This is a genomic window from Pseudoalteromonas sp. SMS1 (assembly GCF_021530565.1).
Lineage (GTDB): Bacteria > Pseudomonadota > Gammaproteobacteria > Enterobacterales > Alteromonadaceae > Pseudoalteromonas.
The window spans coordinates 368,222-390,302 of record NZ_JAKGBI010000003.1; the positions used below are offsets into that span (position 1 = coordinate 368,222).

Annotated in this window: 20 protein-coding genes; 15 read left to right on the forward strand and 5 right to left on the reverse strand. The window is 44.0% G+C overall.

From position 1 onward, the window contains the following. Positions 1-96 precede the first annotated feature (96 nt). From L1286_RS05345 to L1286_RS05385, 9 genes are all read left to right on the forward strand, one after another. Positions 97-1,227, forward strand: coding sequence for a bifunctional tRNA (adenosine(37)-C2)-methyltransferase TrmG/ribosomal RNA large subunit methyltransferase RlmN (locus L1286_RS05345; protein WP_235405869.1), 1,131 nt, complete (start codon positions 97-99; stop codon positions 1,225-1,227). 67 nt (positions 1,228-1,294) lie between these two features. Beyond that, on the forward strand, positions 1,295-2,959 hold the full coding sequence (gene pilW / locus L1286_RS05350) for a type IV pilus biogenesis/stability protein PilW (RefSeq protein ID WP_235405870.1): 1,665 nt from the start codon (positions 1,295-1,297) through the stop codon (positions 2,957-2,959). Further along, on the forward strand, positions 2,956-3,939 hold the full coding sequence (locus L1286_RS05355) for a RodZ domain-containing protein (RefSeq protein WP_235405871.1): 984 nt from the start codon (positions 2,956-2,958) through the stop codon (positions 3,937-3,939). Before pilW ends, L1286_RS05355 begins: the two co-directional genes overlap by 4 nt. A 5-nt stretch (positions 3,940-3,944) precedes the next feature. Continuing rightward, positions 3,945-5,066, forward strand: a complete 1,122-nt coding sequence (ispG, locus tag L1286_RS05360; protein ID WP_235405872.1) for a flavodoxin-dependent (E)-4-hydroxy-3-methylbut-2-enyl-diphosphate synthase — start codon at positions 3,945-3,947, stop codon at positions 5,064-5,066. Between the two features lie 143 nt (positions 5,067-5,209). Continuing rightward, positions 5,210-6,487 carry a histidine--tRNA ligase gene (hisS, locus tag L1286_RS05365; RefSeq protein WP_235405873.1) on the forward strand — a complete coding sequence of 426 codons (1,278 nt, stop codon included), beginning with the start codon at positions 5,210-5,212 and terminating at the stop codon, positions 6,485-6,487. Positions 6,488-6,496: 9 nt separating this feature from the next. Continuing rightward, the gene (locus L1286_RS05370) at positions 6,497-7,111 is read left to right on the forward strand and encodes a YfgM family protein (RefSeq protein WP_235405874.1); all 615 of its coding nucleotides are present in this window, start codon (positions 6,497-6,499) and stop codon (positions 7,109-7,111) included. Between the two features lie 9 nt (positions 7,112-7,120). After that, entirely contained in the window at positions 7,121-8,296 is a 1,176-nt protein-coding gene (bamB, locus tag L1286_RS05375) for an outer membrane protein assembly factor BamB (protein WP_235405875.1), read from the forward strand. Positions 8,297-8,369: 73 nt separating this feature from the next. Beyond that, positions 8,370-9,845 (forward strand): ribosome biogenesis GTPase Der, encoded by a 1,476-nt coding sequence (gene der / locus L1286_RS05380; protein ID WP_235405876.1) that lies wholly within the window; start codon positions 8,370-8,372, stop codon positions 9,843-9,845. 151 nt (positions 9,846-9,996) lie between these two features. Further along, positions 9,997-10,386 carry a VOC family protein gene (locus L1286_RS05385; protein WP_235405877.1) on the forward strand — a complete coding sequence of 130 codons (390 nt, stop codon included), beginning with the start codon at positions 9,997-9,999 and terminating at the stop codon, positions 10,384-10,386. Here L1286_RS05385 and L1286_RS05390 read toward each other — a convergent pair. The 4 genes from L1286_RS05390 to L1286_RS05405 form a co-directional block, all read right to left on the reverse strand. After that, on the reverse strand, positions 10,363-10,713 hold the full coding sequence (locus L1286_RS05390) for a DUF2750 domain-containing protein (RefSeq protein WP_235405878.1): 351 nt from the start codon (positions 10,711-10,713) through the stop codon (positions 10,363-10,365). The two genes, L1286_RS05385 and L1286_RS05390, sit on opposite strands and share 24 nt — an antisense overlap. Positions 10,714-10,734: 21 nt before the next feature. Beyond that, entirely contained in the window at positions 10,735-11,313 is a 579-nt protein-coding gene (locus L1286_RS05395) for a glutathione S-transferase family protein (RefSeq protein ID WP_235405879.1), read from the reverse strand. A 153-nt stretch (positions 11,314-11,466) separates the two neighbouring features. After that, positions 11,467-11,748 carry a peptidylprolyl isomerase gene (locus tag L1286_RS05400; RefSeq protein WP_063358812.1) on the reverse strand — a complete coding sequence of 94 codons (282 nt, stop codon included), beginning with the start codon at positions 11,746-11,748 and terminating at the stop codon, positions 11,467-11,469. Positions 11,749-11,818: 70 nt separating this feature from the next. After that, on the reverse strand, positions 11,819-12,352 hold the full coding sequence (locus tag L1286_RS05405) for a glutathione peroxidase (RefSeq protein ID WP_442961678.1): 534 nt from the start codon (positions 12,350-12,352) through the stop codon (positions 11,819-11,821). Between the two features lie 202 nt (positions 12,353-12,554). Here L1286_RS05405 and L1286_RS05410 point away from each other — a divergent pair, with 202 nt between their 5' ends. Both L1286_RS05410 and L1286_RS05415 read left to right on the forward strand, forming a co-directional pair. After that, on the forward strand, positions 12,555-14,507 hold the full coding sequence (locus L1286_RS05410) for an ATP-binding protein (RefSeq protein ID WP_235405881.1): 1,953 nt from the start codon (positions 12,555-12,557) through the stop codon (positions 14,505-14,507). 58 nt (positions 14,508-14,565) lie between these two features. Then, positions 14,566-15,705, forward strand: a complete 1,140-nt coding sequence (locus tag L1286_RS05415) for a response regulator (RefSeq protein WP_235405882.1) — start codon at positions 14,566-14,568, stop codon at positions 15,703-15,705. Between the two features lie 6 nt (positions 15,706-15,711). On the opposite strand, the gene queG is transcribed toward L1286_RS05415, so the two are convergent. Then, entirely contained in the window at positions 15,712-16,848 is a 1,137-nt protein-coding gene (gene queG / locus L1286_RS05420) for a tRNA epoxyqueuosine(34) reductase QueG (RefSeq protein ID WP_235405883.1), read from the reverse strand. 3 nt (positions 16,849-16,851) lie between these two features. Here queG and L1286_RS05425 point away from each other — a divergent pair, with 3 nt between their 5' ends. The 4 genes from L1286_RS05425 to mutL are packed head-to-tail and all read left to right on the forward strand — an operon-like array spanning position 16,852 to position 22,073. Beyond that, positions 16,852-18,339, forward strand: coding sequence for an NAD(P)H-hydrate dehydratase (locus L1286_RS05425; RefSeq protein ID WP_235405884.1), 1,488 nt, complete (start codon positions 16,852-16,854; stop codon positions 18,337-18,339). After that, positions 18,336-18,812, forward strand: coding sequence for a tRNA (adenosine(37)-N6)-threonylcarbamoyltransferase complex ATPase subunit type 1 TsaE (tsaE, locus tag L1286_RS05430; RefSeq protein ID WP_235405885.1), 477 nt, complete (start codon positions 18,336-18,338; stop codon positions 18,810-18,812). Before L1286_RS05425 ends, tsaE begins: the two co-directional genes overlap by 4 nt. Before the next feature lie 31 nt (positions 18,813-18,843). Further along, positions 18,844-20,145: an N-acetylmuramoyl-L-alanine amidase gene (locus L1286_RS05435; protein ID WP_235405886.1), complete on the forward strand. Its 1,302-nt coding sequence runs from the start codon at positions 18,844-18,846 to the stop codon at positions 20,143-20,145. A gap of 5 nt (positions 20,146-20,150) precedes the next feature. Continuing rightward, the gene (mutL, locus tag L1286_RS05440) at positions 20,151-22,073 is read left to right on the forward strand and encodes a DNA mismatch repair endonuclease MutL (protein WP_235405887.1); all 1,923 of its coding nucleotides are present in this window, start codon (positions 20,151-20,153) and stop codon (positions 22,071-22,073) included. Positions 22,074-22,081: the final 8 nt, after the last annotated feature.

A 22,081-nucleotide genomic window follows, 5' to 3' on the forward strand; every position in this document is an offset into this window, starting at 1 on the left:
AAAGCGATTACATTATTGCGATGTTTGATTGATTTTTGTACAATTGCGCGCTTTTATTTATGTTGTTCAATCCGTCACCTGAACTGAGGTTGTTTCATGGCCACGACTGAGAAAAAAATTAACCTATTAGATTTAAATCGCGAGGGGATGCGCGAATTATTTGCTTCATTTGGCGAAAAGCCATTCCGCGCCGATCAGGTGATGAAGTGGATATACCATTTTGGTATTGATAACTTTGATGATATGAGCAATATCAATAAAAAGTTAAGAGCAAAGCTGCAAAGCCAGTGTGAAATCATCGCGCCTGAGATCTCAGTAAAGCAAGTTGCAAGCGATGGTACAATAAAGTATGCAATGATCTTAGAGGGCGGACAGGAAGTTGAAACGGTTTGGATCCCTGAGAAAGATCGTGCGACATTATGTGTTTCTTCACAAGTTGGTTGCGCATTGGAGTGTACTTTCTGCTCCACAGCACAGCAAGGCTTTAACCGAAACCTCAAAGTTTCTGAAATCATAGGTCAAGTATGGCGTGTGGCGACGGATATTGGTCTTAACAATGGCGATAGCACCAAGCGTCCAATTACCAATGTAGTTATGATGGGGATGGGGGAACCGTTGCTTAACATCAACAATGTGGTGCCAGCGATGGAGCTGATGATGGATGACTGGGCATTTGGTTTGTCTAAACGACGCGTGACACTCAGTACGTCAGGGGTTGTGCCTGCGTTGGATATTTTGAAAGAAAAAATTGATGTTGCTTTGGCCATTTCATTGCATGCGCCAAATAATCCACTCCGTGACGAGCTTGTACCAATCAACAAAAAATACCCAATTGAAGAATTCTTAGCTGCTTGTCGTCGTTATATTGACGGTTCGAAGGCTAATAAAGATGTCACGATTGAATACGTTATGTTGCAAGGGGTTAACGATAGTACTGATCATGCACATGAGCTTGTTCAAGTATTGAAAGGGACGCCGTCAAAAATTAATTTGATCCCGTTTAACCCATTCCCTGGCAACGAGTATGGCCGTTCAAGTAACAGTCGTATCGATCGTTTCTCAAAAGTGTTACAAGCAGCTGGTCTTACCTGTATTGTACGACGTACCCGAGGTGACGACATTGATGCCGCATGTGGTCAACTTGTTGGTGACGTTGTAGACAGAACCAAGCGCGTGGTTAGAAAGCAGCAAAATCAAGACAATGCAATTGCAGTGAAGGTCGGCTAAAAAATAGGTGAAACACGATGGCTTTCAGGTAATATAGAGTCATCGTGTCTTGGCAAAAGGGTGGTTAATGCCTGCTTTTACTGATGTTTTACTTACTAAGCTAACCCGTATGACAATTAAACGCTGGCTTGTTAGTGCGAGCGTGCCTGTTATGTTACTTGGTTTAAGTGGGTGTGTAACTGAAACCCGCTACGCAAATAGCAACAAACCTGTCGTACAAAAAAAGACGGACAATCAAGACGCGGCGAAAACACGTATTGCACTGGCTTTGCAGTATTTAGGCGTAGGTAACAATACCCAAGCAAAGTACAACTTAGATCGCGCGCTGAGCCTAGCCCCCAAACTTCCTGAAAGTCACTACGCGCTTGCTTATTATTTCGAGCAAGTCGGTGAGAATGAAAAAGCCGAAAACTCATATATTCAAGCACTTAAATTCGGTCCAAATGACCCGAATACGCGCAATAACTATGGTACATTTTTGTGTCGTATCGGCGAATATGACAAGGCAACCGAACAATTCTTCAAAGCCATCGATATCCCAAGCTATTTACGCGTGGCCGAAAGTTACGAAAATTTAGCGTTGTGTGCATTGCGCCAGGATAGCTTTGATTTGGCATTGGATTATCTGAAAAGAGCGTTAGATCACAATTCTCAAAGGCAGTCTGTCCTGATATTAACAGCCAGTATTTTTTACGCGAAAAGTGAGCTACATAAAGCTGAGGATGTCCTCAAGCTTTACGCGAATAAAGGCTTTGTCTCTGCAAGAGGTATGTTGCTCGAGCATTTGCTGGTTTCTAGGATGGGGAGGTTACAATATGCGCAAGAGCTTGAAACTTTGTTGCTACAAACATACCCCAACTCTGTAGAAGCGCGTCTCGTTATCAATAATACACTGAACTTAAGTGAATTTGAGCAACTTAAAGAGCAGTATAGAACTGCTCAGCTTGATAAAATCACCAATATTGATGGCACTAGCGCAGTTGCAAACCCTCAGATTAAAATAAAGCGAAAAACGCCAAAGCGTATCTCAAATGAATCCGATGCAGTGATGCAGCAGCGTCCTTCACGCTCGTTAGTAACAGCGACTGTCACGTCTGAGGCAACCAATGCACCCGCAAACAAAGCAGAAAAAGCACCTCAGACAGTATCTGCAGCGTCAGAGACATTCATAACAGATTCACCCGCGCCTCGTAGAGTACAGTTGGCGCCGCCAACCCAACTTGATGTTCAGCCTGTAGGCACGCAAACGCAACAACCTGTGCGATTCGTGTCAGGCGCACCAGAACAAAATGTTGCGCAAGTCGTGTTTCATCGCACAGACCCAAGTGACATTGTTTTTACGCCACAGGTTGGCTTAGCGACGCATGCGCCCGTGCAAGATAGCGGAAAAATGCTGAATGAGGAGATATTTGTACCTAAGGTGCCATCTCACAGTATTAAAATGGGAGAAAACCTATTTAGTTTGTCGGTTAAATATAATATTAAGCTGGAAAAGTTGTTAAAATGGAATGCATTAAAACAGTCTGACCGACTTACTATTGGACAAGTAATTTATTTAAATGATCCAAACACAACGCATTCAATTGTCAAAGGTGAGTCTTTATTCGACATTGCCATTAAGCACAAATTATTGATTGATGACCTAATGCGTTGGAACAGATTAACACCAGATGTTGCCCTTGAGCCTGGGCGACGTATTTTAATAGTAGACCCGAATAACTATATTTTATGAACCAAGAAGAGATTGAAACCGCGGTTGAGACCGTTTCCCTCGGCCAAACCTTAGCTACTGCTAGAGCTCAGCAAAATTTGAGCCTTGAAGACATTGCTGGTCGCTTAAAGCTTAATCACACTCAACTGACCAAGCTTGAGCAAGATGAATATCAAAGCTTAGGGCCTGAAACTTTTGTGAGAGGCTACATAAAAAGCTATAGTGCGTTACTTGGTTTAGATAGCGAGCAGGTTTTGAGTTTGTATCAAAGCCCCCATGTACCAGAGCAAAAACGGAATATGAAAAGCTTCTCGCGACGCACAGAGAAAGAAGCGCATGATAGTCGATTAATGACGGTAAGCTATATTGTCGCGATTGTTTTTGTTGGCTTATCTGCATTGTGGTGGTGGCAAACTGCAAGCAACTCAGACAGCGTCGAGGAATCGAATTTTATTCCAGACACCCGCAGCGCGATTGAAGCACAGGATATCAACGCCAGTGAACAGTCTGCACTTGAGTTTCAGCCAGCTTTGAGCGAGACGGCAAGCGTACCAGACTCACCAGTAGCACCACCCGAGAGCGATGTAAATACATCTGAAGCTGTGCCGACAATGTCATCTTCGCCAGACACAGAGCAAGTTCACGTCGAGGAACAGCAAGCACCGCTGGAGCAGCAAACAGAAACAGCGGACGTGGTAGCCAGTTCGTCAACACCAATGCCCACATCAGCTGCAAATAACGCTGAACCTGCGACCGTCAGTCAAGTCGTTATGCACTTTACAGAAGACAGCTGGGTAGAGATTTTTGACGCGACGCAAGAACGGATTGCATTTGGTGTCAAAAAGGCTGGCTACACGATGACTGTGAGCGGCATGGCGCCGTTTTCTGTTGTGTTAGGGAAGCATCAAGTGGTCAGTATTGAACTGGATGGTCAACCAGTTGATATTTCAGGGTTGCCTCGTAACCGATTAGCAAAATTTAATTTACCGTTAGCAGAGTAGTCGTCATGTTTTCAGAATCACCGATCAAACGAAGAAAATCCACACGGATCAATGTTGGTAATGTGCCAATAGGCGATGGTGCGCCAATCGCTGTTCAGTCCATGACAAATACCGATACACTTGATGTGGACGCCACGGTTGCGCAAATTCGCGCTATTCAAGACGCCGGTGCAGATATTGTGCGTGTGTCAGTACCAACGATGGATACGGCGGAAGCATTTAAAAGCATCAAAGAGCAAGTGGATATTCCACTGGTTGCAGATATTCATTTTGATTATCGCATTGCGCTAAAAGTCGCCCAATATGGGGTGGACTGTTTAAGGATAAATCCTGGCAATATTGGCAGTGAAGACCGTATTCGTGCCGTTGTGGACGCCGCACAAGAGCGTAATATTCCGATTCGTATTGGGGTGAATGGAGGATCTTTAGAGCGAGATCTGCAAGAGAAATATGGTGAACCAACACCTGAAGCACTGCTTGAATCTGCCATGCGTCATGTGGAGATCTTACAGAGACTGAACTTTGACCAATTTAAGGTGTCTGTAAAGGCATCTGACGTATTTTTAGCGGTAGGGGCGTACCGTTTACTGGCGAAAGAAATTGATCAACCTTTACATTTGGGTATTACAGAAGCGGGCGGATTTAGAGCTGGCTCAGTAAAGTCTGCGGTAGGGCTTGGTATGTTGCTTGCTGAGGGCATCGGCGATACGCTGCGTGTTTCTTTGGCCGCAGATCCGGTGCAAGAAATCAAAGTTGGATTTGATATCTTAAAATCACTGCGCATACGCTCTCGAGGCATCAACTTTATTGCTTGTCCCAGTTGTTCTCGCCAAGAGTTTGATGTTGTAAACACAATGAATCAATTAGAAGAACGGCTTGAGGATATTATTTCCCCGATCACAGTGTCAGTGATAGGCTGTGTTGTAAATGGACCAGGTGAAGCGCTTGTCAGTGATTTGGGACTAGCGGGCGCTAATCGCCGTTCAGGGCTATATATCAATGGTGAACGTCAAAAAACGCGTATTGATAACGATAATATTGTAGAGCAGTTAGAAGAACAAGTGCGAGATTATGTTGCAAAAAAAGAAGCGCAACCAAGCATAGACGTAAAAATCATCGAGGAATAATCCACCCCAGTGGTTGAATTTATTTCGTTTACGTTTTAAGCGAGCAGGGTATAATGAGGCATTTTATCGCACTGCACTCAGGACTTTTTAATATCCTGCATTCGTAATTTAGAGAAAAGAATAGTTAATATTTAGGAATTTCAGTGGCAAATCAAATTAAGGCAATTCGTGGCATGAAAGATTGCCTACCGGGTACAACTCAGATCTGGCAAAAAATAGAAACGACTCTCAGAGACACATTAGCAGCGTTTGGATATCAAGAAATCCGCTTTCCTATTGTAGAGTCAACCGATCTGTTTAAGCGCTCTATTGGCGAAGTAACCGATATCGTTGAAAAGGAAATGTACACTTTTGAAGACCGCAATGGCGATAGCTTAACTTTGCGCCCTGAAGGCACAGCGGTGTGTGTAAGAGCCGGTATTCAAGAAGGTTTACTCTATAACCAAGAACAACGCCTTTGGTACATGGGTCCTATGTTCCGCCGAGAGCGTCCACAAAAAGGACGCTACCGTCAATTCCATCAGTTTGGTGTAGAAACGTTTGGTATTGCGACAGCTGACATCGATGCTGAACTTATCATCATGACGGCGCGTTTATGGAAAGCCTTTGGGATCAGTGAACATGTACGTTTGGAACTCAATTCGCTCGGCTCGAATGAAGCACGTGCAGCCTATAAAGAGGTACTAATTGCGTACCTTGAGCAGCATCAAGACAAGTTAGATGAAGACGCTAAGCGTCGTATGTACTCTAATCCTTTACGTGTTTTAGATAGCAAAAACCCTGAAGTACAGGCGGTTGTTGCTGACGCGCCTAAGCTTTCAGAGCATCTTGATGAAGAGTCTCAACAACATTTTGCAAATTTATGTGAACGTTTAGACGCAGCAGGCGTCGAATATCAGGTAAATGAGAATCTAGTGCGTGGTTTGGACTATTACAACCGAACAGTATTCGAATGGGTGACAGACAGTTTGGGCGCTCAAGGCACGGTATGTGCCGGTGGTCGCTATGATGGCCTTGTAGAGCAACTTGGCGGTAAAGGTACCCCAGCCGTTGGTTTTGCAATGGGTATGGAAAGACTGGTTCTGTTACTTGAAGAGTTAAAAAGTGTTGGTGAAATCCGTCGCAACGTGGATGTTTATGTTGCTGCGATGGGAGATGCTGCGAGCATCAAAGCCCCTGCGTTGGCTGATCAGCTTCGAGATGATATCAAAGGGTTACGCGTGCAGGTACATGCCGGTGGTGGTAATTTCAAAAAGCAATTGAAGCGTGCTGATAACAGTGGTGCTGTGGTTGCCTTGATTTTCGGCGACAATGAAATTGCAACCGACACAGTTACAATCAAATACTTACGCGAACAAAAAGAACAAATAACGCTGCCAATGGCTGAGGCACAAGTACTATTGGCCGAATTGGCTGGTTAAGAGGTTAGAATGGAAATTTATTCAACAGAAGAACAACAAGCAGAAGCAATAAAACGCTTTTTTAAAGAGAATGGCACACCTCTGATCATTGGTGCTGTGTTAGGTTTAGGTGGACTGTATGGCTGGAAAGCTTACAACCAAAACCAAATAGCATCTGCGGAAGCGAGCTCAGAAGCTTACAATCAATTAATTGAGAGCGACGATATTTTGGCAAAGAGCGACGCGTTCTTAACTGAAAATGCAGGCTCTAATTATGCTGTTTTAGCTGCATTTGTTGCGGCTAAGGAAGCGGTAGACGCAGGTGAACTTGAACAAGCTGCGACTAAGCTTACGTTCATCGCAGACAATGTTCAAAGCCCAGAATTGAAAGCAACGGCACAACTTCGCTTGGCAAGAGTACAACTTGCTCAGTCAAAGCATGATGAGGCTTTAGCAACGTTAAGTAAGTCAATTCCTGCCTCATTCTCAGCACAAGTTGCGGAAGTGAAGGGTGATATTTACCTATCTCAAGGCGACCAAGAAAAAGCACGTGAGCAATATCAAAAGGCAATAGATGCAGACGGTGCACAAAACAATGCGTTGTTGCAGATTAAGTTGGATGATTTAGCTAAAGCGTCAAACTAAGGAGTCGCCATGAAGAAGTTGACGATGGCCTCACTGGCGCTTTGTATGGCGTCACTTTTAGGGTGTTCTTCAAGTGATGATGAAGAAGAACTCGTATTACCAGAAATTGTAAATCAGTTTGAAACTCAAACGCTATGGCAAGAGTCGTTGGGAGATGGTGTTGAACATTACTTTTCTCGCTTAACGCCAACCACACATAATGAGCGTCTCTTTGTTGCAGAACGAAAAGGGCGAGTTGCGGCTTATAATACAAATACCGGTGATCAACTGTGGGTCGTGGACACGCGCAAAGAAACGTCTTTATGGCCTTGGGCCGATGATGACTCTGCAAAGTTATCTGGCGGTATTTTACAGGCTTACGGTAAACTTTATATTGGCTCAGAACACGGAGAGGTGATTGCGCTTGACCGTGAAACCGGTGAGACGGTATGGCGTAAATCTGTACCGGGTGAAGCTTTGTCGACTCCCAGTGCTGGTGATGGCTTAATCTACGTCAACTTGGGGTCAGGTAAGCTATTGGCACTTCACCCAGATACGGGTGAACAGCGTTGGAGTTACGAACAAGAAGTGCCGGCATTAACGCTGCGCGGCCTTAGCTCCCCGACAACAGCCAACGGTGGTGTACTTGTTGGGGAAGAGAGCGGCAAGCTTACTGTACTCATCGCTGAAAGTGGTTTTTCAGCTTGGAGTACGGATATTGCACTGGCGGAAGGTTCTTCTGAGTTTGAACGTTTAGTTGATGTTGATACAAAACCTGTTGTATCCGGTGCGTATGTGTACACGATAGCGTATAATGGCAAACTCGCTGCACTGGACGTACGTTCAGGCAACGTGGTTTGGGACCGTGAATACAGTAGCTATCGTGATTTAACCATTGAGTTGAATACCATTTACTTGGTAGATAGTGAAGGTGTGCTCTATGCTCTAGATAAAGACTCGGGCACGGAACGTTGGAGCCAATCGGGTTTACGTGGTTGGTACTTAACAGCGCCTGCAATCGCGGGTGATTATGTTGTGGTTGGTGATCAGGAAGGCAACCTGCACTGGCTAGACAAAAAAAACGGTGATTTGGTTTCTCGACAAGAGTTTGATGATTCGGGCTTTTTCGTTGAGCCAATCGTGGTTGACGATAAATTATTCGTCTATACACGCGACGGCGAAATTAGTGCGATAAAAGTTCCTTAGTAGTTACTAAGTAAAAGATTTTTGTAAGGCTTCGCACTGCGAAGCCTTTTGTTGTTTAAAAAAGAGGTAGTCTATGCTTCCTGTGATCGCTCTGGTAGGGCGGCCGAATGTGGGTAAGTCCACATTATTTAATCGATTAACGCGTACTCGTGACGCATTGGTAGCCGACTTTCCTGGCCTGACTCGCGATCGTAAATACGGTCAGGCAGATTACGATGGCTATGAATTCATTGTTGTTGATACTGGCGGTATTGACGGCAGTGAAGAGGGGATCGAAACTGAAATGGCAGAGCAGTCGCTTCTTGCGATTGAAGAAGCTGATATTGTGCTGTTTTTGGTAGATGCCCGTGCCGGCATGACTGTTGCGGATCAAGCGATTGCACAGCACTTACGAAGACAGGAAAAGAAAAGCTTTATTGTTGCGAATAAAACAGATGGCATAGACGCTGATTCAAGCTGTGCTGAGTTTTATCAACTCGCATTAGGTGATATCCATCAAATTGCAGCAGCGCACGGGCGTGGTGTTACCCAACTTCTCGAGGCAACGCTTGGCCCAATTGTCGCTGAACTAGCAAAGCAAGAAGACGACATAGAGCACAGCGACGAACGCATTGCTGAACTGTATCTTGAGGGCGAAGAAGCCCCTGAAGAAGGCAAATCAGGTTTTGAAGATAAACCCGTTAAATTAGCCATCATTGGTCGCCCCAATGTCGGTAAATCGACGCTGACAAACCGTATTTTGGGTGAAGAAAGGGTGATTGTTTATGATATGCCTGGTACCACTCGAGACTCCATTTACATCCCAATGACACGCAACGATCGTGAGTATGTTCTAATTGATACTGCCGGTGTTCGTAAACGTAAGAAAGTCAACGATGTTGTTGAAAAGTTCTCTGTAATCAAGACGCTCAAGGCAATCGAAGATGCAAATGTAATTTTGTTGGTGGTTGATGCGCGTGAAGGCATTTCAGATCAAGACCTAAGCTTACTTGGTTTTGCATTAAACTCAGGCCGCTCTTTGGTTATTGCAGTGAATAAGTGGGATGGCTTGGATAATTATGTGAAAGAGCGTATCAAGTCAGAACTAGACAGAAGACTAGGCTTTATCGACTTTGCGCGCTTGCATTTTATTTCTGCATTACATGGCACGGGTGTCGGGCATTTGTTTGAGTCAGTTGATGAAGCCTATGAATCCGCAACCAAGCGTGTCAGTACCGCAATGTTAAGACGCATCATGGATATGGCGCAGGCGGATCACCAACCACCATTAGTACGTGGTCGCCGTGTTAAATTGAAATATGCGCATGCCGGTGGCTATAACCCACCAAGAATTGTGATCCATGGTAACCAAGTTCATGACTTGCCAGACAGTTACAAACGTTACCTAATGAATTACTACCGCAAAGCACTTAATATTATGGGAACGCCAATTAAAATTGAATTTAGGGAAGGTGATAACCCTTATTCAGGTCGTTCAAATAAAATGACATTGTCTCAAAAACGTAAGTTAAGAGCATTTACAAAAGAACAAAGAAATAAACCTTCTTAAAAAGTGGCGCATTGTGCGCCATTTTTTTTGCCTCCATAAGGCGCATAGGCCTAACTATTTACGCCTCGGTTTTGATAGGCTTTGGCTTATTACTTTACGCTGCTCATTTATTATGCTTTATTAGTATTTATTTGCTTAACTTATTGTTGTGATGCATTTTATTAAAACGGTCATTTATGTCGATGACGTAGAAGAAGTCTTAGATTTTTATTTTCAAGCATTTGGGCTCAATGCCCACTCAGTAACAGAGAATGGTGACTATGGAGAGCTGGAAACTGGCACTGTATTACTTGCGTTTGCGACTCACCCAGTGGCACAGTCTCAATTTAAACAGACATATATTCGTTCACAGCCAAAACAGCCTGCACTGGGTTTTGAGCTGACGCTAGGGTGTGAAAATGTGTCCAGTAGTTATGATAAGGCGGTAGCAGCTGGTGCAGAGCCGTTGTCCGCACCAAGCCAAAAAGGGGTACATACTCAGGCGTATGTACGCGCAATTGAAGGAACCTTAATTGCGTTAGTCAGCGAGTGCGCGAGCTAGACTGACCGGCTCAATTTCAACGCAGACATTATCGTCATTCCAGTTTATACCGATGAGCGCATTGTCGTCTCTTAAATCCTCGATCCATTCATCAAGCAGCGAATCTAAGCTAATCGCAATAGGTTTAAACTCTTCCCACTCGTCTTTACATTGTGCTAGTGCTGCTGATTCATCTGCCCACAATAGCAACACGTCAGATTCTTCAAATTGATTTGATTCAACAATCACGAAGCCGCCGTCTTCTGCTCCAAGGGCCCATACTTGTTCGCTTTGCTTTACTTCAGTCACAAAGTTGACTACTTCTGATTCTAACTCAAGATCATTCATATTAAATTACCAATAAAAAAATTAGCTGCGCGGATCCGTTTGCTGAGCAATGGCATGGCTATGCCATTTTTCTAGGTGAGCTTGTAAACCTTGGTGGGTTGATAAGTCAGCTAGACTTCTGAATTGGATCCAATCTAACAAGCAGTATAAACTGATCTGTAGATACTCGCAGTTCAAAAAAGCATCTGTTGTACATTGCTTATCTAAATAGTTTAATGTTTCAGTTATACGTTCACGCTGCAAATTAAAAAATAACACATCACCTTGGGTGTCTAAGTCCGAGCGCTGTCCGAGTAGCATTTCCACCAGAGAGTCATTACAAGCATTGATGATGGTTAATAAATTCTCTTGGTCCCAGTTCAAATGAGGCAGTGAAAACTTGTTCTGAAGATAGCGAGCAATCGTATTGGAGTCACATATCACTTTCTCGCCACAAATCAGAAAAGGGATTTTTCTAGCTGGGTTGTGCTCAATTAATATTTGCCTCTCATTCTGGTCAAAAATATTAATGATACGATACTCAAAAGACAGGTCATGCAGTGCACAGTACATTCTAAGTCGTCTCACATAAGGAGATGTATCGGAGCCATATAAAATCATCTGTATTCCCTTATTCTATGGTTGATTGAAAACCTAGCATGACAAATCATGTCACGAAAGTACATGTATACTCGTTAAAAGTCTAAAGCAGACGGGAATAAGAACAGGGCGGGTCGGGCAAACCCAGATAAACCAGTTTGCCCTTTAACAGGGTTAGTCTTGTCGACTTGTGACTTCCAGTAGATGATAGCCAAACTGAGTTTGGACTGGGCCTTGTACTTCATTTAGTGGTGCCGAAAAGACGACTTTGTCGAATTCTGGAACCATCATTCCGGGGCCAAACTCGCCAAGTGCACCACCGTCTTGTCCTGAAGGGCAATTAGAAAACTCTTTTGCCAGCGCGGCAAAGTCTTCTCCGTCATCTATTCTCTTTTTGAGTTCTAAACATTGCGCTTCACTATCCACTAAAATATGTCTTGCACTTGCTAATGTCATGTTCTCTCCATGCTTGCCTCAATTTAGTTCATACCTTATTCTAATTCAAAAGTATCAAAAACGCATGCTTTTACCTGATTTCCTTTTCTATCGCGGTGATAATTTCTTCCGATAATGGTTTTGTGCGACTGCCAAAGCGTAGGATCTCTTTTCTATCTGCAGAGACTAAGTATTTGTAAAAGTTCCATTTTGGCGAACCAGCCTGCTCACCTAAGTGCTTAAATATTGGGTTAGCATCATCGCCCCTGACGTCACTGGTTGCCATCATGGTAAAGGTGACCCCATAGTTAATGAAGCACACTTTGGCTGTATCAGCTTCGTCGCGTTCTTCCTGAAAAAAGTCATCTGACGGGAAGCCGATCACAACGAGCCCTTTATCCTTGTATTTTTGGTGCAGTTTTTCTAAATCTTCAAATTGGCCTGTGAAACCACAGTTGCTCGCGGTATTCACCAATAGCAGTGGTTTATCTTTGAATTGGCACAGGTTGACAGATTCTTTCGAGCGTAGTTTTCTGAGCTCCACGTTGGTGAAATCGTCACAATTAGCCAGTGATAGGGGGCTAGCTAGCGCAAATGCGGCAGCCAATAAAGTTTGTTTTATCATCATAATTTCCGTGTTTTTTATTTTATACGCTGATATTTAAAAATAGTTCAATACGCCGCTTGCGCCTTAGCGTGTGCTTGGCATCAATGACTGGTTGGCCATTACAAAGACAGTGTAATTGACCGTTTTGTTACAATAAAATTTTCTTTGCCTTTAATTATTTGAACTACACTGGATCTTACTATGGATACAGGACGTTGCTATGTCGAATAAGGTTTTGATCATAGATAGTAATAGTGTTTTAGCCATGCGCATAAAAGTACTATTTGAGCTATTGGGTAGTGAAGTAGAGCATATTCATTACGAATCTTTAGATGCTGATACTGCCTTTAGTCACTTTGATGTCATTGCTATTGCGCATGGCATTCCGCCAGAGTACTTCGATACTTTAGAGCGCCTCAGTCAGCACGAGAAAATCATTCTTCTTGCGCCCAAGCCTGAAAACTCAGAGCACCTGAGTGCATTTAGCCAGTTAAACAGAGTATTGTCTAATGCTATCGTGATTTACCCTTTTTTCGGCAACAAAGAAATTACGGGGTTGCTTGAGCGAGTATTGGAGATAGGTGAACAAGCGCAGTTGTTGTTGCCTAAGGTCCTCTTGGTTGATCACATGGAAAACAGGCTAAAGCAGCTATCAGTGAGTTTAAGAGGCGCGCAGCTTGATGTAAAAACTGCGAGTTGCGCGAAGGAGGTAGAAACCCTTATTAAACAACATCAGTTTGATTTGCTGATTTGTGATTTTAACCTCGAGCAGGAAACAGGTTTGGATATATTTGATGTGGTACGGCAAGTCCATGTTAATTGTCGTTGTCTGTTAATGACATCTCGAGAAAGTCAGGTCGATATGTTAAAAGCCATCCGTCAAGGTGTTGAAGATGTACTTACCAAACCAGTAGATGAAAACTCGCTATTACAGTCACTGCATAAACTTTGGCAAACTGAACTATTAAGACGACATAATCAAGAGTTGGTTGAACGCCTTCAAGACACGGTAGATGCCCTAATTGAGCGCGACAGTTTACTCAGGGTCATTTATAAACATACGCCAGATCCTATTATGCTTTTTAATCTCAAAGGCTATGTTATAGAAGCCAATGATGCTTGCTTAAACCTGTTTGGATTAACTGCGGAAGAATTGGAAGCGCATTCGATTTTTAATTTATTTGAAAGGCAATCAGTGGCGGTATTGCAAGGTTGCATCGAAACCAGTTTAATTGCACGGCATTTTGATTGTGATTTGGTGCTACCGAGAAATGATGGGTTATCTATTCCTTTAATGGGGACTTTTATAGAAATAGATCACCACGGTGAAATCGCCCTCGCAGCCATTTTCAAAAATGTGGCGCATTTAAAACGTAAACAACAATTACTTGAAGAAGCCAAAGAGGTCTTAGAAGCAGAAGTACAGGCAAGAACCTATCAGTTGCAGTCAGCTAAAGACGCTGCAGAGCGGGCCAATATTAGCAAATCTGAATTTTTGGCAAATATGTCTCATGAGTTGAGAACACCGATGCATTCCATTTTGAGTTTTGCGCGCTTTGGCATTGATAAACTCAAAGCAAAAGAAGCACCGATAGATAAACTAAATAAATATTTGTCTAGAATTGAAACCAGCGGGGAGCGGCTTTTGATGTTGCTCAATAACTTATTGGATCTATCTAAACTGGATGCCGGTCGATTTCCCTTTAATCCGAGCAATAATAATTTTATCTCTTTGCTTCAAGAAGGCATTGAAGATGTTTCTGGCTCGGCAATGGAAAAAGGCATTGTTATTAACCTGCACACCGATGATCAAAGCTTGGTGGTTTTTTGTGATCGGGACCAAATGATTCAAGTTGTTCGAAACCTGCTTGGTAACGCATTGAAGTTCAGCCCTGACAATAGTCAAGTCCAAGTCTACCTCTCTGCGGATGATAGCAAATTGTATTTAACAATTTGCGATCAAGGCGTTGGGATCCCGCATGATGAATTAGAGCACATCTTTGATAAATTTGCACAAAGTAGCAAAACGAATAGCGGAGCCGGTGGTACAGGACTGGGGTTAGCGATTTGTAAAGAATTTATCTTACTGCATAAAGGATGCATTTATGCACGAAATAGTGACTCTGGCGGTGCAGAATTTGTCATTGAGCTGCCAAAAAGTACCTCTGACTAGCAACAGGTAGGATCACTGACTATAACTAATAGTAATAAAACACAAAAGGATATTAACGATGGCATTACAACGAATTTTGGCAGTGGATGACGAACCCTTCAACCTCGAAATCATTGAGGAAATTTTGGAGGATTTGGACTTTGAAGTTAAAACGGCTATCAGTGGACAGGAGTGTTTAGAGGTCGTTGAGGCGTTCGATCCTCAGGTGATTCTATTGGATGTGAGTATGCCACAGATGAGCGGTTATGAGGTATGCAAAGCAATTAAGTCCAATCCAGAATTACAGCACATTATCGTAATGTTCGTATCTGCTCGTGGTTCAGTTGAAGAGCGTATGGAAGGTTATTCAGTTGGCGCTGAAGACTACATCGTCAAGCCATTTGGTCATAGTGAGTTAAAAGCCAAGCTGTTACATCTGGGGCAAATGCTATTAGAAAAAGATATCCTTGAGCAACAAGTAGAAGATGCGACGACCACCGCGTTTAGTGCCATGGCAACAAGTAGTGAAATGGGGCAAATTGTCAACTTTGTTGAGCAGGTAGGCGCCATTCAAGACGTTTCTGAATTGGCAGACGCACTGATAGGCTGTTTGGCAAACTTTGGCTTAAGTTGCAATATTGAAATGCGCGTCGACAGTGAGCGGTTGCACTTTGCTTCGACAGGCATGTGCTCGCCTATTGTGGTTGAGTTGTTTGAAATTTTACATTCGAAAGGCAGGCTTCATGAATTTACGAGCAGGATATTAGTAAATTATGAATTGTTAAGTGTATTAATTTTGAATATGCCTTCAGAAGACCCTGATAAGCACGGTCGTATACGTGACCATATTTGTTTTATCGTGAGTGTGACTGAACAACAGTTAATGTCTATTTTGACAAAAAACCAGCTCATCAGTCAGCAGTCTGAATTAAATGGGGCAATTAAAACAATTCATAGTAAATTCACCGGGCTACTTTCTATGTTAAATAACAACCGTTCTCAGAATGAGGCTATTTTTAAACGGCTACAAGAGTTGTTTGAGTCTCGGATCCCAACAATGGGCTTAGATGAAGATCAAGAGGTGTTTATTTTTCGCCACATAGATGAAGCCATTCAAAGCTCCGTTGCACGTGAGGAAGCAATTTCACAAGTGAAAGACGCATTTACGGAGATCGAAAATGATTTGTGTCTATTGACCAATAAGGATGCAGCGTCGTAGTGCGCTTTATGCATCCCGTGGCAAGCCTTTTTCGACAATGCGAATAAGTCTTGCCTTTTTACGTTCATCTTGTTGTTTTTGCTGTTGCTGAGCTAGTGCCCAGCGAATATGCTCAGCTACCAATGGTGTTGCATGAGTGAGTTTGTCGCTCAACGCTTGCATTATTCGTTCATCGTAACTGGCATTGCCCAATCCCACAGCCAAGTTTCTTAGCCAACGTTCGTGGCCAATTCGCCTAATTGGGCTACCTTCGGTGTTTGTTAAAAATGTCTTTTCATCCCACGCAAATAACTCAAGCATTTCTCTATCTTTGATGGTTTTTCGTGGGTGGAAATCAGCTTCTTCGGTAAGTTGACCGAATCGGTTCCAAGGGCAGACAAGTTGACAATCATCACACCCGTAAATTCGATTCCCCAATAGTGGACGAAATGCTTCTGGAATGGCGCCTTGAAGCTCGATGGTTAGATAAGAGATACAGCGCCGAGCATCGACAACGTAAGGCGCCACAATAGCCCCTGTAGGGCACAAGCTGATGCAGGCATTACATTTACCACAGCCTTCTTCTACTTGTTTTTCGTCGGCAGGGAGTGGTAAATCAACAAATAGCTCACCAAGGAAAAACCATGATCCCGCTTGTTTGTGAATAAGCAGACTATTTTTCCCTCGCCAGCCTAATCCCGCTTTTTCGGCGATTTGCCTTTCTAATACGGGTGCAGAGTCTACGAAAGGTCGAAACCCATATTGCCCAACTTCTTGCTCTATGCGTTGGCCAAGCTTTTTCAATCGATTTCTGAGTACTTTATGATAGTCCCGCCCGAGTGCATAGCGGCTAATGTAGGCGGTTGTACTATTTTTCAGTGCTTTGGCAAAGCTGGCATCTGGGGGGAGGTAGTTCATTTTGACTGACACAATACTCTGTGTACCGGGCACAAGTTCGGCTGGCCTTGCCCGTTTCATGCCATGTGCAGCCATATACTCCATTTCACCGTGATAGCCTAAATCAAGCCACCGCTGTAGCTGGTTTTCGTGTTCACTCAGGTCAATATCACTAATGCCTACTTCAGCAAAGCCTAATTCTTTTCCCCAATACTTAATTTTTTCTGCAAGTTCAGTATAGTTAATAGTAGGTTTGGCTTTATTCACGGAATGTCTATCTTGCAAGGTCAATACACACATAATTTACCACAAATTGCTTACTGTGCCCAAGAAGTAAAGCTTCATGAGGAACAGGCTGCATTAAATTCAGGCACCACGCTCCGCGAGTTGATGCAAAGAGCGGGTCTTGCGCTGTTCGAGCTTATTCGCAATAAAGCGGTGCGAAATATTCTAATCTTTACCGGCAAAGGCAATAATGCCGGTGACGGGTTTGTGCTGGCAAAACGGTGTTTACAAGCACAAATGAACGTCACTGTGTGCGCACTATTTGAGCCTACGTTGCTTAAGGGCGATGCGGCAGAGGCGTATCAATTGTTTTGTCGCAGTGGTGGTAAAGTTGTTGCGTTTAGGTCCTGCTCTGAACATACATATGATGCCATTGTTGATGCGGTATTTGGCACTGGCTTTCGCGGGGAGTTGCCGTGTCATGTGAAAGAAGCTTTTGCGCAATACAACATGAGCAAAGCGTGGAAGCTCGCGGTTGATATACCCAGTGGTATCAATGGCACAACCTCTGAAGTCGCACAAGGTACCTTCCATGCTGATACCACATTAACATTTATAGCACTTAAGCAAGGCATGCTGACCGGCGCAGCCCCCAGCTACGGGGGAGAGGTGTTGCTCGCTGATCTTGGTATTGCAGATGCTTTTGAGCGCCTTTCTCATACAAACTGTTGTTACCCGGGTGGTAAATATTTGCGTTCTTTGCGACCAAGAAGATCGCCAGATAGTTACAAAAATCAATGCGGTCATGTTTTACTTATTGGCGGTGGTAAAGGGATGGCTGGCGCTATCAGGCTAGCCGCCGAAGCCTGTCTGCGTACGGGGGCTGGATTGGTATCTGTGGCGACACACCCTGACAATCAGGAGGCGGTATTACACGGGCGATATGAGCTGATGGTCCATGGGATCTCTGTTGTGGCAGAATTAAAAGTCTTAATGGCCAAGGCGGATGTTGTGGTGATCGGTCCTGGTCTGGGTCAAGATATGTGGGCGCGAAAGCTATTTAATGCGGCGAAACAATTTGAAGGGCCTGTTGTCTGTGATGCGGATGGGATTAATTTGCTAGCACAGAGTCATTTGCCATGGCTGCGCGCGATTTTAACCCCTCATTTAGGTGAAGCAAGGCGCTTGTTGGGCGACTGTGAAGTTGATACGGCAAAACGGTTCGAATTAGCGGAATTGTTGAGTAAGGAGTATGCGGCTTGTATCGTCCTCAAAGGTCCAGGCAGCTTAATTGTCGATGGCAAACGAACAAACATTAATCGCTCGGGGTCACAAGCAATGGCGAGTGCTGGGATGGGCGATGTATTATCTGGTATAATTGCGGGTTTATTGGCACAAGGCTTGAATAGGTTTGAAGCGGCCTCATTAGGTGTGTATATTCATGGTCTTGCAGCTGAGCAAGCTGCTCGTGATGGTCAGCTTGGACTACTCGCGAGTGATTTATTTGTCCATATTAGAGGTATTATGGGATGAACCAAAACGATACTTTGCAGCTTTCACTGGCCGATGAGCTTGCAACTATTGCGCTAGGTAAACGGTTTGCGTCTTCAATTACGGAGGGGGCGGTTTTTTATATGCATGGCGATCTGGGTGCTGGTAAAACCACGATGACCCGAGGTCTGGTGCAAGGTCTAGGGCATGTAGGTAATGTTAAAAGTCCAACCTATACGCTTGTTGAACCTTATGAATTATCAGAACGTGCGGTTTACCACTTTGATTTGTATCGCTTAGGAGATCCCGAAGAACTTGAGTTTATGGGGATTAGGGATTACTTTTCTGCAAATACAGTGTGTATCGTAGAGTGGCCTGAAAAGGGGCAAGGGTACATACCACATCCCGATATTGATGTTTACTTAGCGTATGAAGGGGACGCAAGAAGTGTGACCCTGAAAGCACAAAGTGAACGAGGAAAGCAATTATTAGCAACTATAAGTAGTTATGCGTAGTGCACATAGTAAGTATATAAATATAATAATCATGTTTGTGTTGCTGTTGTTTGCAGCACAAACGTTAGCGAAAAATACCATAAACAATGTGCGTATTAGGCCATCAGCTGAAAGTACGCGCGTGGTTTTTGATTTGTCTAAAAAACCTGACTTTAGTTATTTTGTTTTACAAAAGCCGCTCAGGCTCGTTGTAGACTTTGAGAATACGAAACAACTCCCCAAGCTACCAGGCATACCAAAAAAGCACCGCATCATTGACAAAATCCGCTATAGCAAGCCAAAGAAGAAAAATGCGACTCGGGTCGTGTTCGAGCTTAGTGGGCCAACTAAACCCGTCATTTTTGCACTTGCACCGACAGGATCGAGTTCCGATAGACTGGTGGTGGATTTATACGGACAAAAAAAAGCAGCGCCACCAAAGTCAACAAACAAGAAACGTGATTTAAAGCGAGACAGGGACATTATCATTGCGATTGATGCCGGCCATGGCGGCCAAGACCCAGGTTCGATTGGTCCTTCTGGTACGTTTGAAAAGCATATTACGTTGCAAATTGCCAAGCGCTTAGCCAAGCTGATTGATAAAGAACCTGGTATGTCAGCGCAGCTCACGCGTTCCGGGGATTACTTCCTCAAGTTAAACACCCGTACATCAAAGGCCAGAACCAAACGCGCGGACTTTTTTGTGTCGATTCATGCAGACGCCTTTTCAAGCCCCAAACCAAGGGGCGCTTCAGTGTGGACGCTCTCTTTACGTAGGGCCAACTCTGAAATTGGTAAGTGGCTGGAAAATAAAGAGAAGCAATCGCAGCTACTCGGTGGCGCAGCGGGGGTCATCAAAGACACTGAGAATGAAAAATACCTTGCCAAAGCGTTGTTGGATATGTCGATGGATCACTCCATGAAAACGGGGTTTCAGGTCGCTGAAGAGATTGTCTCTGAGCTAAAAAAAGTTGCAAAATTACATAAGAAGCGCCCTCAGGCTGCAAACTTTGGTGTTTTAAAATCCCCAGATATCCCGTCCATCTTGGTGGAGACTGGATTTATCTCTAACCCGCAAGAGGAAAGGCAATTAAAAACGGCCTATCATCAGCAGCGCTTAGCCAATGCGGTTTTTGTTTCGATAAAGCGCTACTATCAAAAAAATCCACCAGATGATTCTTTGTTTGCAAGACTAAAAGAAAATAAACCGCGTCATCACAAAGTTAAACGTGGGGAGTCATTAAGTTTATTGGCCGCTCGATATGGCACAACTGTATCAGCATTGAAGAAGGCTAATCGATTGAAGAATAACACGCTACATATAGGTCAAGTCTTGACCATACCTAGGGCTTAATATAAATGGCAATAGAGATATTACCTGCGCGATTAGCGAACCAAATTGCGGCTGGAGAAGTGGTTGAACGACCAGCCTCTGTGGTCAAAGAATTGGTTGAAAACAGCATTGATGCCGGCGCAACCCGTATTCAAATTGATATTGAACGTGGTGGCCACAAGTTGATCCGCATTCGTGATAATGGCTCGGGTATTGTCAAAGATGAATTGGCCTTGGCACTTTCGCGCCATGCAACTAGCAAACTCAAAAATTTAGATGACTTGGAAGCAATCGCGTCACTGGGCTTTAGGGGAGAGGCGCTGGCGTCCATTAGTTCCGTCTCCAGGCTTACATTAAGCGCTAAACCGCAATCTCAAGATACCGCCTGGCAAGCGTGTGCGGAGGGACGTGATATGGCTGTTCAAATTCAGCCCACGGCGCACCCAAACGGTACGACCATTGAGGTGAAAGACCTATTCTTTAACACACCTGCTAGGCGTAAGTTTTTGCGTACCGAGAAAACGGAATTTAGCCACATTGATGAACTTGTAAAACGCATTGCTTTGAGCCGTTTTGATATTGCTATTACCTTAACCCACAATCAAAAAGTGGTACGTCAATTTCGGGCGCAATCAAACCCCCGCAGTATTGAGCGAGTGGCGCATGTCGCAGGAAGAGTATTTCAGCGGGAAGCGAGCTTTATCGAATCCGGCTACGAAGGCTTAGAACTGTATGGCTGGGTGTTACCAATAGGGAGCAGCACTCAACCTCAATATACCTATGTCAACGGTCGAATGATGCGTGATAAACTGATTTTGCACGCAATTCGCCAAGCTTTTGAAGAGGCGACTGGTAGCCCAGATACACCTGGGTTTGTGATTTATTTGAACTTGGATCCAAGGCAAGTTGATGTGAATGTACATCCCGCAAAACACGAAGTGAGATTTCACCAAGCGCGATTAGTACATGACTTTATTGTCCAAGCAATTAAACAAGTCGTTGAGCCGCGTTCCCCGTCTTTACTTGCGCCAGCAGTGACGCCTGATCCCTTGCCTCTTGAGCAAATCTCTGAGCCTGTCGTGGCAGAAGAACCGCCGGCTGAGTCAATACACCAAGAATACCGCACACCACTGCGTCATGATGAGGCGCAGATCCGTGAGCCTGTGAGCTTTGATAGTTCCCCCGCTTTTAAGGCACATAATAGTGCCTCGAAAAGTCACTCAAGCGCATCGAGCAATGGTCCAAATAGGCAGGAGAGAGAGTATAATTCAGCTGCCACTCAGCAAAAAAAGGTTAATGTTAATCAGCTCTACCAAGCATTTAGCCACGAAGACAATAGCACTGAACACGTCTCAACCGATTTGGTAACTCAGGCACCGAGAGAAGGCGTTAGTTCGGTTGAAACATGTGTTCAAACTCACTGGATGGCCCTGCCTCAAGGCGGTATTTTACTCCAAACGTCTCAGCAGTTACTTTTGACGCATGGCAAATATGGGCTAAAGACGCTTTGGCAAGATCAAATCGAACTAGATGGCACCTTACTTGGTAAGGCTTTACTGCTTCCTGTTAGAGTGAATCAATCGAAAGCTGAGTCTGCGTTATTACAAAGCATGAACTCTTGGCTAACATTGCTAGGCTTCGAGATGTTGTTTAAAGACAATCATGTCATGGTTAAAAAGCTCCCGGTCAGCTTGTATAGTTTAGATGTGGGACAATGTGTCTCGATACTTGTGGAAACATCCAAAAACGTGTCTGAAGCTGACTCGGATTTGAGTTACTGGATCGATTGGTTGCTGGAAAATACACCAGAAAGTTATTTTGCTTCCCAACATTTTGAGTTGGTTCGTGAAAAAATGCTAAAAAAACAGAAAAGCAGAGCAGCAATTACTGCAAAAGCAGTTAAAATAGAGCCAAATTATATTTTAGATTTACTACCGAAAGGTTATTAGTTTGCAGA

Excerpts from the sequence above, each read along its gene's own strand:
- L1286_RS05345 (WP_235405869.1), top strand. The coding sequence starts at position 97 with ATGGCCACGACTGAGAAAAAAATTAACCTATTAGATTTAAATCGCGAG.
- pilW (WP_235405870.1), top strand. The coding sequence starts at position 1,295 with ATGCCTGCTTTTACTGATGTTTTACTTACTAAGCTAACCCGTATGACA.
- L1286_RS05355 (WP_235405871.1), top strand. The coding sequence starts at position 2,956 with ATGAACCAAGAAGAGATTGAAACCGCGGTTGAGACCGTTTCCCTCGGC.
- ispG (WP_235405872.1), top strand. The coding sequence starts at position 3,945 with ATGTTTTCAGAATCACCGATCAAACGAAGAAAATCCACACGGATCAAT.
- L1286_RS05370 (WP_235405874.1), top strand. The coding sequence starts at position 6,497 with ATGGAAATTTATTCAACAGAAGAACAACAAGCAGAAGCAATAAAACGC.
- bamB (WP_235405875.1), top strand. The coding sequence starts at position 7,121 with ATGAAGAAGTTGACGATGGCCTCACTGGCGCTTTGTATGGCGTCACTT.
- der (WP_235405876.1), top strand. The coding sequence starts at position 8,370 with ATGCTTCCTGTGATCGCTCTGGTAGGGCGGCCGAATGTGGGTAAGTCC.
- L1286_RS05385 (WP_235405877.1), top strand. The coding sequence starts at position 9,997 with ATGCATTTTATTAAAACGGTCATTTATGTCGATGACGTAGAAGAAGTC.
- L1286_RS05390 (WP_235405878.1), bottom strand. The coding sequence starts at position 10,713 with ATGAATGATCTTGAGTTAGAATCAGAAGTAGTCAACTTTGTGACTGAA.
- L1286_RS05395 (WP_235405879.1), bottom strand. The coding sequence starts at position 11,313 with ATGATTTTATATGGCTCCGATACATCTCCTTATGTGAGACGACTTAGA.
- L1286_RS05400 (WP_063358812.1), bottom strand. The coding sequence starts at position 11,748 with ATGACATTAGCAAGTGCAAGACATATTTTAGTGGATAGTGAAGCGCAA.
- L1286_RS05405 (WP_442961678.1), bottom strand. The coding sequence starts at position 12,352 with ATGATAAAACAAACTTTATTGGCTGCCGCATTTGCGCTAGCTAGCCCC.
- L1286_RS05410 (WP_235405881.1), top strand. The coding sequence starts at position 12,555 with ATGTCGAATAAGGTTTTGATCATAGATAGTAATAGTGTTTTAGCCATG.
- L1286_RS05415 (WP_235405882.1), top strand. The coding sequence starts at position 14,566 with ATGGCATTACAACGAATTTTGGCAGTGGATGACGAACCCTTCAACCTC.
- L1286_RS05425 (WP_235405884.1), top strand. The coding sequence starts at position 16,852 with ATGTCTATCTTGCAAGGTCAATACACACATAATTTACCACAAATTGCT.
- tsaE (WP_235405885.1), top strand. The coding sequence starts at position 18,336 with ATGAACCAAAACGATACTTTGCAGCTTTCACTGGCCGATGAGCTTGCA.
- L1286_RS05435 (WP_235405886.1), top strand. The coding sequence starts at position 18,844 with ATGTTTGTGTTGCTGTTGTTTGCAGCACAAACGTTAGCGAAAAATACC.
- mutL (WP_235405887.1), top strand. The coding sequence starts at position 20,151 with ATGGCAATAGAGATATTACCTGCGCGATTAGCGAACCAAATTGCGGCT.